Origin of the sequence: Candidatus Cybelea sp. (genome assembly GCA_036489315.1) — a bacterium.
Classification (GTDB): Bacteria; Vulcanimicrobiota; Vulcanimicrobiia; order Vulcanimicrobiales; family Vulcanimicrobiaceae; genus Cybelea.
Window position 1 is genome coordinate 35,852 of record DASXFZ010000064.1, and the last position, 14,017, is coordinate 49,868.

The window sequence follows — 14,017 nt, forward strand, 5'->3', positions numbered from 1 at the left end:
GTAGATCGTACGATGAGCACGCCGGAAATCGACCCGACGCAGGCTGCCTCCCTCCGGTTGAACCGCCGCGTCTTCGTCGGCATTTCCACGGCAGCGACGCTCGGCGCACCGGCGATCGCGCTCTCCGCTACCGCGGGCGGCCAGACGCACCCGCCGCTGGTTGCCGAGAACGATCCGGCGATCTCCGTCGACCACGTCACGCTCAAACGCGATGACACCGTCATCGGCGCCTACGCGGCGCGTCCGGTTCACAGCACGAAGCAGACGCCGACCGCCGTCGTCATCATGCACGTCTGGGGCGTCGACACGTCGATCCGCGATATCGTCCGCCGGCTTGCCAAAGCCGGATTCGCAGCCATCGCCCCCGATCTCTACGCACGGTTCGGCGCTCCCAGCGGCGACGGATCGACCGACTACACCATCTTTCGTCCGTACGCCAAACGGCTGGACCGCGCGCAGTACGATGGCGACATCGCGGCGGCGGCGCACTGGTGCGCGGAACAATTTCCTGCGACGAAGATGGCGCTATTGGGCTTCTGCATGGGCGGGCGAATCGCGCTGCTCGCCTCGATCGACGATGCGGGGACGTTCGGCGCCGTCTGCTCGTTTTACGGGCCGCTCGCCGACGTCGATCCTGCCAAAGAGCAGACGCCGGTCTGCGGAAGCTACGGCGCTCGGGATACCGGCATTCCCGCCGATAGCGTCCGCGCCTTCGCAGCGGCGCTGCACGTGCCCAACGACATCAAGATCTACGATAACGCCGGGCACGCCTTCATGGACGATCAGCGCAGCTCGTACGTCGCTTCGGCGGCGGCCGACGCCTGGACGCGCACGCTCGCGTTTCTCGCAAAGCACCTCGGAGAGCCGAGCACGTGATCGAGGTCGTCGCCGGCGCCCTTTCGGTCTTTCTGTTCGGCGCGGCGATCGGGGGCGCGATCGCGTGGTTTGCCGCGCGCGCCGAGAGCGCTGCGCTGCGCGCGACCCTCGACGAGTCGAGCCGCAGCGGCGAAAAAGCGATCGAAGCTCTGCTCGAACGGACGAAAAACGAACTGCGCGAGGCGACCGCGTTGCGCGCGAGCGAACGCGTCGGCGAGCTGGTCTCCCCCGTCGCCGCGAAACTCATTGAGTTCGACCGGCTGATCAACGAGATCGAGGCGACGCGGCGGCGCGACGAAGGAAGCCTTCGCGAGCAGATCGACCAGCTGCTCGGGCGAACCGACAAGCTTCAGAGCGCGACGTCTCACCTGAGCACGCAGACGTCGACGCTCGTCACCGCGCTGCGAAACCCCACTTCGCGCGGCAAGTGGGGCGAGATGCAGTTGCGCAACGTCGTCGAGAAGGCGGGAATGCTCTCGCACTGCGATTTTACCGAGCAGCAGACGGTCGTCTTGGAGGAGGCCCGCGTGCGCCCCGACATGACGATCAATCTCCCGGGCGAGCGCCGAGTCTTCGTCGACGCAAAGGCGCCGACCGATGCGATGCAGGCCGCGCTGGAAGCGGCCGACGACGACACCCGGCGCGCCCTGGTGAAACAGCACGCCCGCGCGCTGCGCGAGCACATCGATTCGCTCGCTCGCCGCGGCTACCAAACGGCGACGGGTTCGGCCGACTACGTCGTGATGTTCGTTGCGGGCGAGGTCTTCCTGAGCTCGGCGTGCAGCGAGGACCCGTCGCTCATCGAGTACGCGCTCGACAAGGGCGTTCTCGTGGCCGGCCCTTTGAGTCTCATCAGCCTCCTTCGCACCTTCGCGATGGGCTGGCAGGCGCTCCGCCAGGAAGAGAACGCGAAGCGAATCGCAGCGATCGGCCGCGTGCTCTATGAGCGCACGGTCAAGTTCTCGGAGCACCTCATCGAGGTGCGCAAGCACCTGGAGCGCTCGGTGAATGCCTTCAACGGCGCCGCCGGCTCATACGAAAGCAAGCTGCTCCCGCAAGGCCGAAAGCTCAAGGACGAAGCTTCGCTGATCGGCGAGGATCTCGATGCGATACCCCCGATCGACGTAGTGCCGCGCGACCTCACCTCGCTCGACACGCACACCACGCCGAAGCGGCTGCCGCGCTCGACCCAGCTTTTCGCCAACGACGACGCGGTGTAGCCTTTTTCGGCCGCGCTGGTTACGCTCCGATTCAGACACATTCGTCGGGCCACATCCGTGTGGCCCTCCTATCGACTGCCTCGGGCCTTCCGCATCCGGCTCCGGCCCTCGGTCAGACGGTCTTCATCGGAGCGTAACCAGCGTGGCCGAAAAAGTTAGGCGGACTAATCTGTTTCGCGTGACAGATTTCTAAGGCGTTGTTCCTGAAGCGTGATCGGCTTTCCATGCCTTCAGCGCCGTCAACGTGTTCTGGACGTGAAGCGACGGATCGAGGCTCGTGTAGGCATAGATAATCGTTCCATCGGGCGCGATGACGTACGAGGTGCGGTTCGCGTACTGCGGATGCTGCGGCAGCACCGAGTCGTACGACTTCATCACCGTTTGATTGGTGTCGGCGGCGACCGCAAACTTGCTGCGGCAATCGCTGACCGAGAATTTCTGCAGTTTGTCGAGCGGATCGTGCGAAACGCCGATAACGGTTGCGCCCAACGCCGTATACTGGTCGATCGCATCGGCGAAATCGTGCGCTTCCATCGTGCAGCCGGTTGTGAAGGCAGCCGGATAGAAGTAGAGCACGACCGGCCCCTTCTTCAGGGCGTCGGCTAAGTTAAAGGTAAAGACGTTACCGCCGAGCGTCGCCGGCAGGGTGAACTCGGGGGCTTTGGTACCGAGTGAAAGCGCGGCCGAGGCTTGCGCGGTCGTTGCCGCAAGCATTGCGGCGACGATGAGATGCCGAAACTTCATTACGCGGGTCCTTTCTTGCGCCTAACGCTTCGCTGCAAGGCGCTATAACCCCATCAGGCGCGCGAGGACCAGGCGCTGCACTTCGTTGGTGCCTTCACCAATTTCATTAATCTTTTGGTCCCGGTACATGCGCGAGATCGGGTACTCGTCCATGAAGCCGTACCCGCCGTGGATCTGCAGCGCTTCGTTGACTACGCGGTGCGAAAGCTCGCCCGCAAAGAGCTTGGCGAAGCTCGCCGCTTGCACGTAGTCGCGGCCGCGATCCTTCTCCCAGGCCGCCCGCAGCATCATCAGCTTGGCATGCTCGATCTCGGTCAGCATGTCGACCAGCTTGAACGAGATCGCTTGAAACTTGCTGATCGGCTGCCCGAACGCTCGCCGCTCCTTCGCGTAAGCCAGCGCCTCATCGTAGGCACCCATCGCCAGACCAATCGAGAGCGCCGCCACGGAGATCCGCCCCCCGTCGAGGATCGAGAGGAACTGCCGATAACCCTCGCCGCGGGCGCCGAGCAGGTTCTCTTCGGGCACCTCGGCGTCGGCGAACGAGAGTTCGCGGGTATCGGAGGCGCGCCACCCCATCTTGCGATACTTGCGGCTCCGCGTGAAGCCCGGCGTCTCTTGAGGAACGATGATGTTGGAGATCTCGCGCGATCCGTCGGAGCGCCGCCCGGTCACCGCGGTGATCGTCGTGCCGCCGCTGATCTCGGTGCCCGAGTTGGTGATGAAGGCCTTCGTGCCGTTGACGACCCACGTGCCGTCGCGCAGCTCGGCCTTGGTCTGCACGTTGCCGGCGTCGCTCCCGGCGTTGGGCTCCGTCAGGCCGAAGCCCCAGAGCATCGTTCCGCGAGCCAGCGGAACGAGATACTCTTGCTTCTGGGCTTCGGTACCGAAGAGCAAAAACGGAGTGGCGCCGAGCGAGACGTGTGCCGCCATCGTGATGGCGGTCGACGCGTCGGCTCTCGCGATCTCCATGACGGCGAGCGCGTAGCTCACCGTATCGGCGCCGGCGCCGCCATACTCCTCGGGGAAGGGCAGGCCCATGAATCCGAGCTCCGCCATCTTCGAAATGAGGTCGTACGGAAAGCGCTCCTCGCGATCCATCTCCTCGGCCCGCGGCTTCACCTCTTCCTGCGCGAACTCACGCGCGAGGCTCTGGATCGCCTTTTGCTCGTCGGTTAAATCGAAGTCCATGCCGAAGGTATAGCCCCCACTCTGCAAAAAACTCCTCCGTTAGCGATGATCTCCCTGCACGGCGTTTCGCTCGTCTATCCTAACGGCGTGCGCGCCCTGGATAACGTGAGCCTCGATATCGCCAAGGGTGACTTCGTTTTTCTCGTCGGGCATTCCGGAACCGGCAAGTCGAGCCTCTTGCGCCTGCTCTATCGGGAGGCGAAGGCCACGACGGGTACGATCGTCGTCGACGGTATCCGCGTCGACCGTTTGCGCCGCAACCGCGTTCCAGCCTTGCGGCGCCATCTCGGCGTCGTATTTCAAGACTTCAAGCTGCTGACCGACAAGACCGTCTGGGAAAATGTCGCGTTCGCGATGCAGGTCACGGGCGCGCACACGCGCGACGTAATGCGCCAGGTGCCCCGCTCGCTCGAACTCGTCGGGCTCTCACACAAGAGCCGCATGTATCCGACCGAGCTTTCCGGCGGGGAACAGCAGCGCACGGCGATCGCCCGGGCGCTGGTGAATAATCCGAAGATCCTCCTGTGCGACGAGCCGACGGGAAATCTCGATCCCGCCAACACGACGGAGATCACCGCCCTCCTGCAGCGCATCAACCTCAAGGGGACGACCGTGGTCGTCGCAACCCACAACCAGGCCGTCGTCGACCGAATGCGCCGGCGCGTCGTGCGTCTCGAAGACGGCCGCATCACAACCGACGAAGAGCGAGGCTACTACTATCTTGGACTCGGGCAAGGTCAAGTTCTTTCTGGGTGAGGTGTTGCGCAACTTTTCGCGCAACGCCGGCATGCAGATTACCGCCATCGGCACCGTCGCCATCACCATCGTCTTACTCGGACTCTTTCTCTTCATACGTGCGGCGCTGGCCGACGTCGGAACGCGCCTCCTCGATCAGATCGAGATTTCCGCGTACCTTAGCCCGGACGTCACGAGCGCACAGGTCGCGGCGATCGGGCGTTACCTGGCCCAAGATCCGCGCGTCGCCTCGGCCAAATACATTCCCAAACGCGAGGGCCTCGCCGAGCTGCGAACGCAGACGCGCGGGGCGATCGACACCGCGCTGCTCACCGAAAATCCGTTGCCGGATAAGTTCCGGATAAAGGCGCGCCTGCCCGAAGACGTCGCCGCCGTCGCCGCCAGCGTACGGCGCCTGCGCGGGGTCGGCAACGTCGTCTACGGTCAGAAGATCGTGCAGCGGCTGCTGCAGCTCGGCGCGGTGCTGCGTCGAGTCGGCATCGGCGTCATCGTCGTCTTCCTCGCCGTCGCGGGAATCATCATCTCGAATACGATTCGCTTGACGGTCTTTGCCCGCCGCCGCGAGATCGCGATCATGCAGCTCGTCGGCGCGACGAACACCTACATCCGGCTGCCGTTCATCTGCGAAGGCATGCTCGACGGCGTGCTGGGCGCGCTCGTTGCGATCGGCCTGCTGGCGATTGCACGCGCGACGCTCTGGCCGCGTCTGCTCGAAGCTTTGCCCTGGGTGGCGATGAGCGCCGCACCCGTCGACCCCCGAATCCTCGCCGCCGAACTGCTGCTCGTCGGTGCGGCCGTCGGGATCTTGGCCTCGTGGATCTCGGTCGGACGCCACCTCCGGACGTAACGGCTCGTTGACTTCGCGCCGCGCTGCCGCCGGAGCGCTCGCCCTCGTGTTGCTGCCGGTGCTCGCCGGCGCGACCGGCACGACGCTGGAACAGCGGATCAACGCCGAACGCGCCAAAGCGCAGGGCCTCCAAAGCCGCCTGCACGCAAAACGCGTCGAACTGCACGCCGTGACGCTGCACTATCAGGATTTGCAGACGCAGCTTGCGCAGACGAACGCCGCCATCGACACCGTTTCGGGCCGGATCGACGCGCTGTCCGTTCAACAGAGCTCGACGCAGCGCCGCATCGACTGGAACACGACGCAGCTCGGCGCGGCGCGGCGCTCTTTACGGCTTCACGACGAGATGCTCAAGCGGCGGCTGGTCGATATCTACGAGTACGGCAACCTCAGTTACCTCAACACGTTGCTCGCCGCTCGTTCCTTCAGCGAGTTCGTTGAGCGGTGGGAAGATCTGCGTCTGCTGATTGCGGCAAACCAGCGCGCCGTTCGCGCACGCAAGGCGGCCGAGGCACGCGTTGCCGCGGTGCAGGCCGAGCTCGAGCGAACGCGCCTGCTGCTTGTCCAAGAAGAGCAGGCGCAGGAAGAAGCGCGCAGCCAGCTCGGGTCGCTCGCCGGCGAGCGCAAGAATCTCGTCGAACTTGCCGCCGTCCACCGCCGGAGCGTCGCCTCGCAGGTGGCGGAGATGGAGAGTCTGACAGCCGCCGAAGAGGCCGCCCTCGAGGCGCTCATCCGCGAGCGCGAGCAAGAGCTCGCGGCGCAGCGCCGGGCAGCCGGAATCGCCGGCGGCACCGAGAGCGCCGGCGCCTCGGGTTCGTTCTCTTGGCCCGTGACGGGCACGATCACCTCACCCTTCGGCTGGCGCTCGAATCCGTTCGGCGGCGCGCCCGAGTTCCACCAGGGCCTCGATATCGCGGCACCGATGGGGACAACCGTCACCGCCGCGGCCGGCGGCACCGTCATTATGGCGCAATGGTACGGCGGCTATGGGAATTACATTCTCATCGACCACGGCGGCGGCTACTCGACCGGCTACGGCCATCTTTCCGCCATGTACGTCGCGAGCGGGCAGTCGGTCCAGCGCGGCCAGGCGATCGGCGCGGTTGGTTCGACCGGGCAGTCGACCGGCCCTCACCTTCACTTCGAGGTACGAATTGGGGGCAAACCGGTTGACCCAGCACCCCGTCTTCATTAAGACTTATCGGGTATTCTAGTCCCACAAGAAACTCAGAACCGGCCTAGCCGGGTATTATAGAGGATCGATGAGCCTTACCCGACGCCTTTTACTTACGGCATTCGTTGCGCTCGCTGCGGTGATCGCGACCGCACTTTACGTTGGATATCGTACCGGCTCGATCGCCGGCCCCGCGGGGCTGCAGGTCGCAACGACCGGAGACTTGCGCTCCCTGTACGATTCGGAGGATACGTCCGGTTCGGCCGTCGCCGACTTTGCGCTTCGCCGCCTCGAAAGCGTGTACTACAAACCCATTTCGCCGCAGGTCCCGCTCAACGGTGAAGCCGATTCGCTCAAGACCCTGCTGACCGCAAAGAAGATCGGCTACGCGTCGCTGCCCTCGCAGAGCGCCGCGGGCGATCCGGCCGCCGACGGGGAGCGCGCCTCCGCCTTGCTCGGCTATGCGCTCAAACGTTACGGCAACGCGTTGGGTGCTACCGGAAACGAAGACATCACCGACGCCGCGCTGCGCGGCATCATGAACTCCGTCCACGATCCGTACACCGTCTATCTTTCGCCGCGCGAGAATCGCGGGCTCACCGAGTCGCTCTCCGGAGGGAACTTCGGCGGCATCGGCGTTTACATTTTCCAACTCAAGGACGGCGAGGTCATCGTCCGCCCGATCGACGCAATGCCGGCCGCCAAAGCCGGAATGCAAGCCGGCGACATCGTCGACGCGGTCGACGGAAAACGGGTGCGGGGCCTCTCGATCGACCGCGTTGAGGCGATGATTCGCGGCGAACCCGGCAGCATCGTGAACCTGAAGGCGCACCAATATAAGGCGCCCTCGGCCGAGCACAACTATGCGATCGTCCGCGAGATCATCCACGTCCCGACCGTGCATGCGAAGATGGAGCAGGGGATCGACTATATCCAGCTCTCCGATTTCGGGAAGACGTCGGCGGACGAAGTGCGTACGGCGCTGCTCGACGGGAAAGCCAAGGGCGCGCGCGGTTACATTCTCGACCTGCGATTCAACGGCGGCGGCTTCGTCGACGCGGCGGTTTCGATCTCGAGCCTCTTCATCCCACAAGGTACGATCGTCTCGACGATTGCGCGTGACGGTTCGCGCACGACCGACGCAGCGCTCGGCGATGCGATCGCCGGCCTGACGCCGCTCGTCGTGCTCGTCAACAAATACACGGCCAGCGCCTCCGAGATCACCTCGGGCGCACTGCAAGACTATCGCCTCGCGACGCTGGTCGGCACGCGAACGTTCGGCAAGGGCGTGGTCCAGAGCATCTACGAGCTGCCCGACGACGGGGCGCTGAAGATCACGACGGCCCGTTACCTGACGCCGGCCGGGCGCGACATCCAGCATCACGGGATCGAGCCGAACGTCGTCGTCGCGCAGGAGCCCAACCCCTCGCTGATCGACACCCCCGCCGACAAGCAACTCGCCGTTGCGAAGGCACATATACGCCAACTCTTACGTTGATATGGGTAGTATGAAACGCAATCTCGCTCTTGTACTCTTGGCCGCTACCGTTCTAGGGTCGGCGCGCCTTCTCTTGAGCCCGGCGCTGGCGGCCGGGCAGGTCCTTCCCGCCCCCGACGCCGGAGAAGTTTCGACGAGCTATACGTACCTCACTGAGAACTTCTATAAGAAGGTCGATCCGCAGACCGTGCTGGATTCGGTTCGCACGACGTTGCTCGCAGCGATGCGGACCGCGGGTGTGAAGCACGCGGCCCTGCCCGAGATGCAAGCAAATGCAGCCCCGAACAGCAACATTCGGGAGATCGACCGCGAGATCGTCGACGCCGCGTCGCAATCGAAAGCAAAGTTCACCGTGCACGACCTCAGCTACGTCGCGCTCGACGGGATCATGCGCTCGGTCAACGACCGCTACACGGTCTTCATGACGCCGAAAGAGTACGCCAGCCTCAATCAGGGCCTCGACGGCGGCGATTTCGGCGGAACCGGGATCGTCATTCAGATCGACGACAAAACGAAGTTCATCAGCGTCGAAAACGTCGTTCCGAACGGACCGGCGGACAAGGCCGGCATTGCGCAGGACGATCTGATCACCACGATCGACGGCTCGTCGACCAAAGGCATGAGCCTTTCGGCAGCCAGCGGAAAGCTTCGCGGTAAAGAGGGAACCCGCGTAACGCTGACGGTTGCTCGCGACGGCGCGGCGCAGCCGGCGCCCATCACGATCACCCGTGCCAAGATCCACCAGCTCAGCGTCTACGAGAAAATGCTTCCCGGCAAGATCGGTTACGTCGCGCTGACCGTCTTCGGGCGCGACACCGGCGACGAGCTCAACGCCGCTCTCGAACGTTTGCAGCGCGACGGGGCCAGGGCCCTCGTGCTCGACCTGCGCGACAACGGCGGAGGCTATCTCGAAGCGGCCGTCGCCGTCAGCTCGAAGTTCATTCCGAGCGGGCCGATCGTATCGGTCGAATCGCGCGCTTCGAATATCACGACGCTCGACGCCGACGACACGGCCATTGCGCCGGTCCCGCTCGCGGTACTCGTCAACGGCTATACGGCCTCGGCCTCCGAGATCACCTCGGGAGCGATTCAAGATAGCACGGTCGGCACGATCATCGGGACGAAGACGTTCGGTAAGGGTGTCGTCCAGACGATCTATCCGCTGCCCGACGGGAGTGCCATCAAGGTTACGACGGCGCGCTATCTCACGCCGCGCAACCGCGACATCAACCACCTCGGCATCACGCCGGACATCGTCATCACTGAGAACAAGCACGCGCAATTCGGAACTCCGGCAAAGGACGATCAGCTCACGCGCGCGGTGGCGTTCTTGAACGCACGTCTCGCTCGCCTTAATGAAGAGAACGGCGTGCCGGCGAGCCCCGCGCCTTAGCGCGACCCGCTCCGTAGGCTACAAAAGAGACGCCCTCGCGAGCGTCTCTTTTTCTTTCTTCCTACTCTTTTTCGGCGGCAGCCACGGTCTTTCGACGGCGGCGAACCGGCTTCTCCGGCGCGCCGTCGGGGCTCGCCGAGGTCGTGCCGCGGGTCGCGCGCGTACGTTTCGGCTTTGCCGCCGCTGCCGGTGCAGCGTCCTTAACCGGCTTGGTTTCGGCCGCGGCTTTCCGGCGCGTCGTCGTGGCGCGCTTTTTCGCCGGCGCGGGCTTCGCTTCGGGCGCGGGTAACGCGATCGCGCTCTCCGCCCGGGCCGGTTCCCCGGGGGCGGTACCCGTACGGGCACGCCGTCGCGTAGGCTTCGTTCGCTTGGGCTCCTCTGGCGGCACCGAGAGGCTCGGCGGGGGCGGCTCGACGGCCGGAGGTGTGGCTTGTGCGCGCCGCGCAATCGCTCGCGTCGGCTCCGGCGGCGCCGTAGCGCCGGTGGCGGCCGCTTTTCCGTCCGCGCCGACTTCGAAGATATGCCGGTCCGGCATCGTTCCGACGCCTTGGGCACCCCCCCGTCCGCCGCGCCCGCGCCGTCGCCGGCGGCGCCGGCGATGCTGGCCGGAACCGTCGCCGGCCGCTGCATCGTTTGAAACCGAAGGCGCCGCGTCGATCGGCGTCACGGCCGCCGGCGTCGCGATTACGGTGGTCGCCTCGTCGCCCTCGTCGCGGCCGCCGCGCCCCCGTCGCCGGCGGCGACGGCGTTTGCGGCGTTCACCTTCAACGGCCGCGTGCTGTACGGCCCCCTCGGCGATAATGATTGCGTCGGGCTGCGCTTCACCGCGCCGCTCGGCGCTGAGCGCCTTGTCCTGCGCCTCTTCCTCTTCGGTGAGCGAGCTGATGCCGATCGGCGGACGCGACGCCGACTGGCGCGCGGCATCTTCGGCAAGCTCCCGCAGCTGACGAGTCTGCTCGGCCGCCGACACTTCCGCTTTGCGCGTTGGGCGCTTGCGGCGCGACTTTGCGCCGGCCATCACGAGCTCGGCGAGAATGTAGTCGCCCTTGTCGTCGACGTCGAGGATGCGGATGCGCACGAAGTTACCGGCGTTGTTTGCCGCGTTCTCCACCTCGGTGACGCGACCGTCGACGATCGCTGCGGCCGAGCTCGCATTCGGCAGCCGGCCGGTCAGGAGCTCGACTTCGTGCTCGTCACCAACGCGCACGGGCCGCTCGCGTTCCTGCTTGGCGCTGCTGACGATCTCCAGCCGGGATTTTTCCGGATGGATCATCGGATCGACGCGCACGTGAATCGGGTGCTGGATCGCTTTGGCGAGCTCGCTGCATTCCTCTTCGTACCAAAAGTCCATCTGTACCGCGACGGTCGGCGCGACGTGTACGACGACGTCGCCGGCGGCGCCGTTGCGCGTCTCGTTGCGAATGTGGCGGAAGGTTTCGATGGCCACCGATTGCGGCGACATCACGCTGCCCATGCCCATGCAGGTCGGGCAGCTGCCGCGCAGCTGCGCGCCGAGGTCCTTGCCGATGCGTTTGCGCGTGAACTCGAGCAGCCCGAGATTTGAGAAGGACTGAATCGTCGCTCGCGTGCGGTCGCGGCGCAGACTCTCCTCCATCGTCTTTATGACCCTATCGCGGGAAGCTTCCGAGGCCATGTCGATAAAATCGACGACGATGATCCCGCCGATATCGCGCAGGCGAACCTGCCGTGCGATCTCCTCGGCGGCCTCGATGTTCGTCTTGAGGATCGTGTCCTCGAGGTTCCGGCCGCCGGTGAACTTTCCGGAGTTGACGTCGATGACGGTCAGCGCCTCGGTCGACTCGATGACGATCGAAGCTCCCGACGGAAGATTGATCTTCGGCTTCATCAGCTTCTGCAGCTCGGCCTCGATGTGGTAATCGTCGAAGAGCGAGCGTCCCGAGTTGTAGTACTCGATGCGATCGATGTATTGCGGCCCGAGAAGCTGGAGGAGGTCGCGAATTTTGCGGTACTCTTCTTCGTCGTCGATCAGGACCCGGTCGACGTCGGCCGTGATGAAATCGCGCGCTGCCTTGTAGACCAAGTTCATGTCTTTGTGCAGCAGCGACGGCGAGCCGGCGCGCTTATAGCGCTCGAGAATTCCGTGCCACATGCGGATCAGCACACCCAGGTCCGCGATCAGCTCGGCTTCGCTGACCCCCGCCGCGGCGGTGCGCACGACCGTAGCCATACCCTCCGGCCGAATCCGCTTCATGACGCCGTTGAGACGATTGCGCTCGTCGGCCGACTCGATCTTGCGCGAGACGCCGGAGTATTTTCCGGTCGGCATCAAGATCAGATACCGGCCGGGCAACGAGATGTTCGTGGAGATTCGCGCCCCTTTGAGGCCGCGGGGCTCCTTGACGATCTGCACGAGAACGTCGTCGCCTCGTTTGACCTTCTCGCTAATCGTAAAGCCGCCGTGGCCTTGGGTGATCTCGACGTCGCCGATGTTGAGAGGCTGTTTGTTGATGTCGTCGACGTAGAGGAACGCGTTGCGTCCCAGACCGATGTCGACGAAAGCCGCTCCCATTCCGGGGAGCACGTTCTGTACTTTACCTTTATAGATCGAGCCGATGACCTTCTCTTCGCGCTCAATGTAGAGCTCTGCTAAGCCACCGTCCTCGAGTATGGCGACCCGGTTTTCCCACGGGTCGCTCGAGATCAATATCTCGCTCGACAAATTGTCCCCTATTTTCGGAGCCCGCCTCCCTCGCCGCGCCTACCGTTGCCGGTGCACCTTGCGGGCGGCGCCTCGCGCCGCCAGGGCTAGCCCCTTAAGAAAAATCTTGCTTGTTAATAAATCTTTGCCGGCGGCCCTTCGTCTCGAAGACGGAGCCAGCCGGCGTGACTTGGAGCCTCTGTTCCCGGCCGGCGGAAAACGGACCTGCCCGCGGCTACTCCGTATCGACGGGCCGGGGGTCGAGCGGCTCCCGCTCGAAGTCGTGCGCGCTCATCGTCGTCGAAATCGGGACGAACTTGCGCGGCGCCTCTGAGAAATTAAAACAGTCTGCCGCCGGAGAGGTTGCACGGGCGTCGGATGCCGAGAGGGTAGCGAGCCCAAAGCGGTCTTCGACGAAGCGAAGCAGGCTGCCGTGCTCGTACCGCACGTGGGAGACGCGCCCTCGCTTCGCGTAGGGCGAAATGACCAGCAGCGGCACCCGAAAACCGAGTCCGTCGTAGTCGACCTTCGTGGGGGCGACGTGATCGTACCAGCCCCCGGGATCGTCCCAGAAGACGAAGAGAGCGCTCGTATCCCAGTACTTCGACTCTCCGACCGCGTTGACGAGCGCCGCGACCCACTTCGGACCGTCGTCGGCGTCGCAGCCAGCGTGATCGGAGTTCTTGCAGGTCGGCGTCACCCAGCTCACCGCCGGGAGCCGACCGTCGCGGACGTCCTTAAAAAAGCGCGTCTGCGGGTGGATGACGTCGTTTTTCCAGTCCGGGCCCTTGTAGATGTGATCGATCGCCTGATAGGCGTTCCAAAGGCCGCCGTCGCCCTCGCGGAGCGAAGCGGTATAGTATTTCCACGAGATCTTTGCCGCGTCGAGTTCGTCGCCGAGCGTCTGGTTATCGAAACAGGCCGGAACCGAAGGGCCCTCCACACGCTGCTGCGTGAGCGTGAGGACGAGCGCGGGCCCGCTGCAGCCCCACGGCCCGCCTTCGGGCACGTTCATGCTCGAACTCGCTTGAGCGGCGATGATGTACTGATGCGAGACAAAGCTGCTCTCGTCGACGTTGGAAACGAACATTCGATCGGCCAACACGTACTGCGCCGCCATGTCGAAGTATGGCGTCGTTTCGCTGGGCGTCACGTAAGAGTACATGGGATCCTTGAACGGGCAGCGCGGCTCGCCGGGACCGCCGCACTCAACTCCTTCCCGGTCGAACCCGTTCATCCGGCAATCGGTTCCCGGATACTTTCCGGTGCCGTTACAGCTGGTGAGAAAGGCACCGAAGCTGTGATTGACGTCCCAGGTCGTCTTCATCGTCAGCGGACGCAACGCGATCTTGTCGCCTTTGCTGTCGTAACCCCAAGGGCGTGTATCGGCGTTGCGCGCACCTTGGAAGAGATTGTCGAAGCTGCGATTCTCTTGCACGATGATGACGATGTGCTCGATCTTGCGGATGCCCGACGCACCGGGCGCCGCGGCGAACGCCTCTGCGTGGGCGGCGTCGGCAACCGGAACTGCCGATGATGCTCCGCCCGCACACGCCGCTAAGCCGAGCAATGCAACCAGGAGAGCCGCCAAACGACCGGTCGTGCTTATAACGCCAACCCTCTTTCCTTGGCAGCCAG

11 protein-coding genes are annotated in these 14,017 nt (G+C 64.6%); 7 read left to right on the forward strand and 4 right to left on the reverse strand.

Features of this window, described 5'->3' with window-relative positions:
- The first annotated feature begins 12 nt into the window (after positions 1-12).
- Positions 13-876, forward strand: coding sequence for a dienelactone hydrolase family protein (locus VGG51_14905; protein HEY1884316.1), 864 nt, complete (start codon positions 13-15; stop codon positions 874-876).
- The gene (locus VGG51_14910) at positions 873-2,096 is read left to right on the forward strand and encodes a DNA recombination protein RmuC (GenBank protein ID HEY1884317.1); all 1,224 of its coding nucleotides are present in this window, start codon (positions 873-875) and stop codon (positions 2,094-2,096) included. Before VGG51_14905 ends, VGG51_14910 begins: the two co-directional genes overlap by 4 nt.
- 189 nt (positions 2,097-2,285) lie before the next feature.
- Here the strand turns inward: VGG51_14910 and VGG51_14915 are convergent, their stop codons facing one another.
- Together VGG51_14915 and VGG51_14920 are read right to left on the reverse strand one after the other, a co-directional pair.
- The gene (locus tag VGG51_14915) at positions 2,286-2,840 is read right to left on the reverse strand and encodes a peroxiredoxin (protein HEY1884318.1); all 555 of its coding nucleotides are present in this window, start codon (positions 2,838-2,840) and stop codon (positions 2,286-2,288) included.
- Between the two features lie 42 nt (positions 2,841-2,882).
- Entirely contained in the window at positions 2,883-4,031 is a 1,149-nt protein-coding gene (locus VGG51_14920; GenBank protein ID HEY1884319.1) for an acyl-CoA dehydrogenase family protein, read from the reverse strand.
- A gap of 45 nt (positions 4,032-4,076) precedes the next feature.
- Between VGG51_14920 and ftsE the strand changes: the two genes are divergently transcribed.
- The 5 genes from ftsE (at position 4,077) to VGG51_14945 (ending at position 9,699) form a co-directional block, all read left to right on the forward strand.
- Positions 4,077-4,787, forward strand: coding sequence for a cell division ATP-binding protein FtsE (gene ftsE, locus VGG51_14925; GenBank protein ID HEY1884320.1), 711 nt, complete (start codon positions 4,077-4,079; stop codon positions 4,785-4,787).
- Positions 4,753-5,634, forward strand: coding sequence for a permease-like cell division protein FtsX (gene ftsX, locus VGG51_14930; protein ID HEY1884321.1), 882 nt, complete (start codon positions 4,753-4,755; stop codon positions 5,632-5,634). The genes ftsE and ftsX overlap by 35 nt, the downstream gene beginning before the upstream one ends.
- Positions 5,635-5,641: 7 nt before the next feature.
- The gene (locus VGG51_14935) at positions 5,642-6,829 is read left to right on the forward strand and encodes a peptidoglycan DD-metalloendopeptidase family protein (protein ID HEY1884322.1); all 1,188 of its coding nucleotides are present in this window, start codon (positions 5,642-5,644) and stop codon (positions 6,827-6,829) included.
- 67 nt (positions 6,830-6,896) lie between these two features.
- Complete coding sequence (locus VGG51_14940) at positions 6,897-8,306, forward strand: S41 family peptidase (protein ID HEY1884323.1); 1,410 nt, start codon at positions 6,897-6,899, stop codon at positions 8,304-8,306.
- A gap of 10 nt (positions 8,307-8,316) precedes the next feature.
- On the forward strand, positions 8,317-9,699 hold the full coding sequence (locus VGG51_14945; protein HEY1884324.1) for a S41 family peptidase: 1,383 nt from the start codon (positions 8,317-8,319) through the stop codon (positions 9,697-9,699).
- A 61-nt stretch (positions 9,700-9,760) separates the two neighbouring features.
- Here VGG51_14945 and VGG51_14950 read toward each other — a convergent pair whose 3' ends face one another.
- Both VGG51_14950 and VGG51_14955 read right to left on the reverse strand, forming a co-directional pair.
- On the reverse strand, positions 9,761-12,400 hold the full coding sequence (locus tag VGG51_14950; protein ID HEY1884325.1) for an Rne/Rng family ribonuclease: 2,640 nt from the start codon (positions 12,398-12,400) through the stop codon (positions 9,761-9,763).
- Between the two features lie 214 nt (positions 12,401-12,614).
- Positions 12,615-13,970 carry an alkaline phosphatase family protein gene (locus VGG51_14955; GenBank protein ID HEY1884326.1) on the reverse strand — a complete coding sequence of 452 codons (1,356 nt, stop codon included), beginning with the start codon at positions 13,968-13,970 and terminating at the stop codon, positions 12,615-12,617.
- Positions 13,971-14,017: the final 47 nt, after the last annotated feature.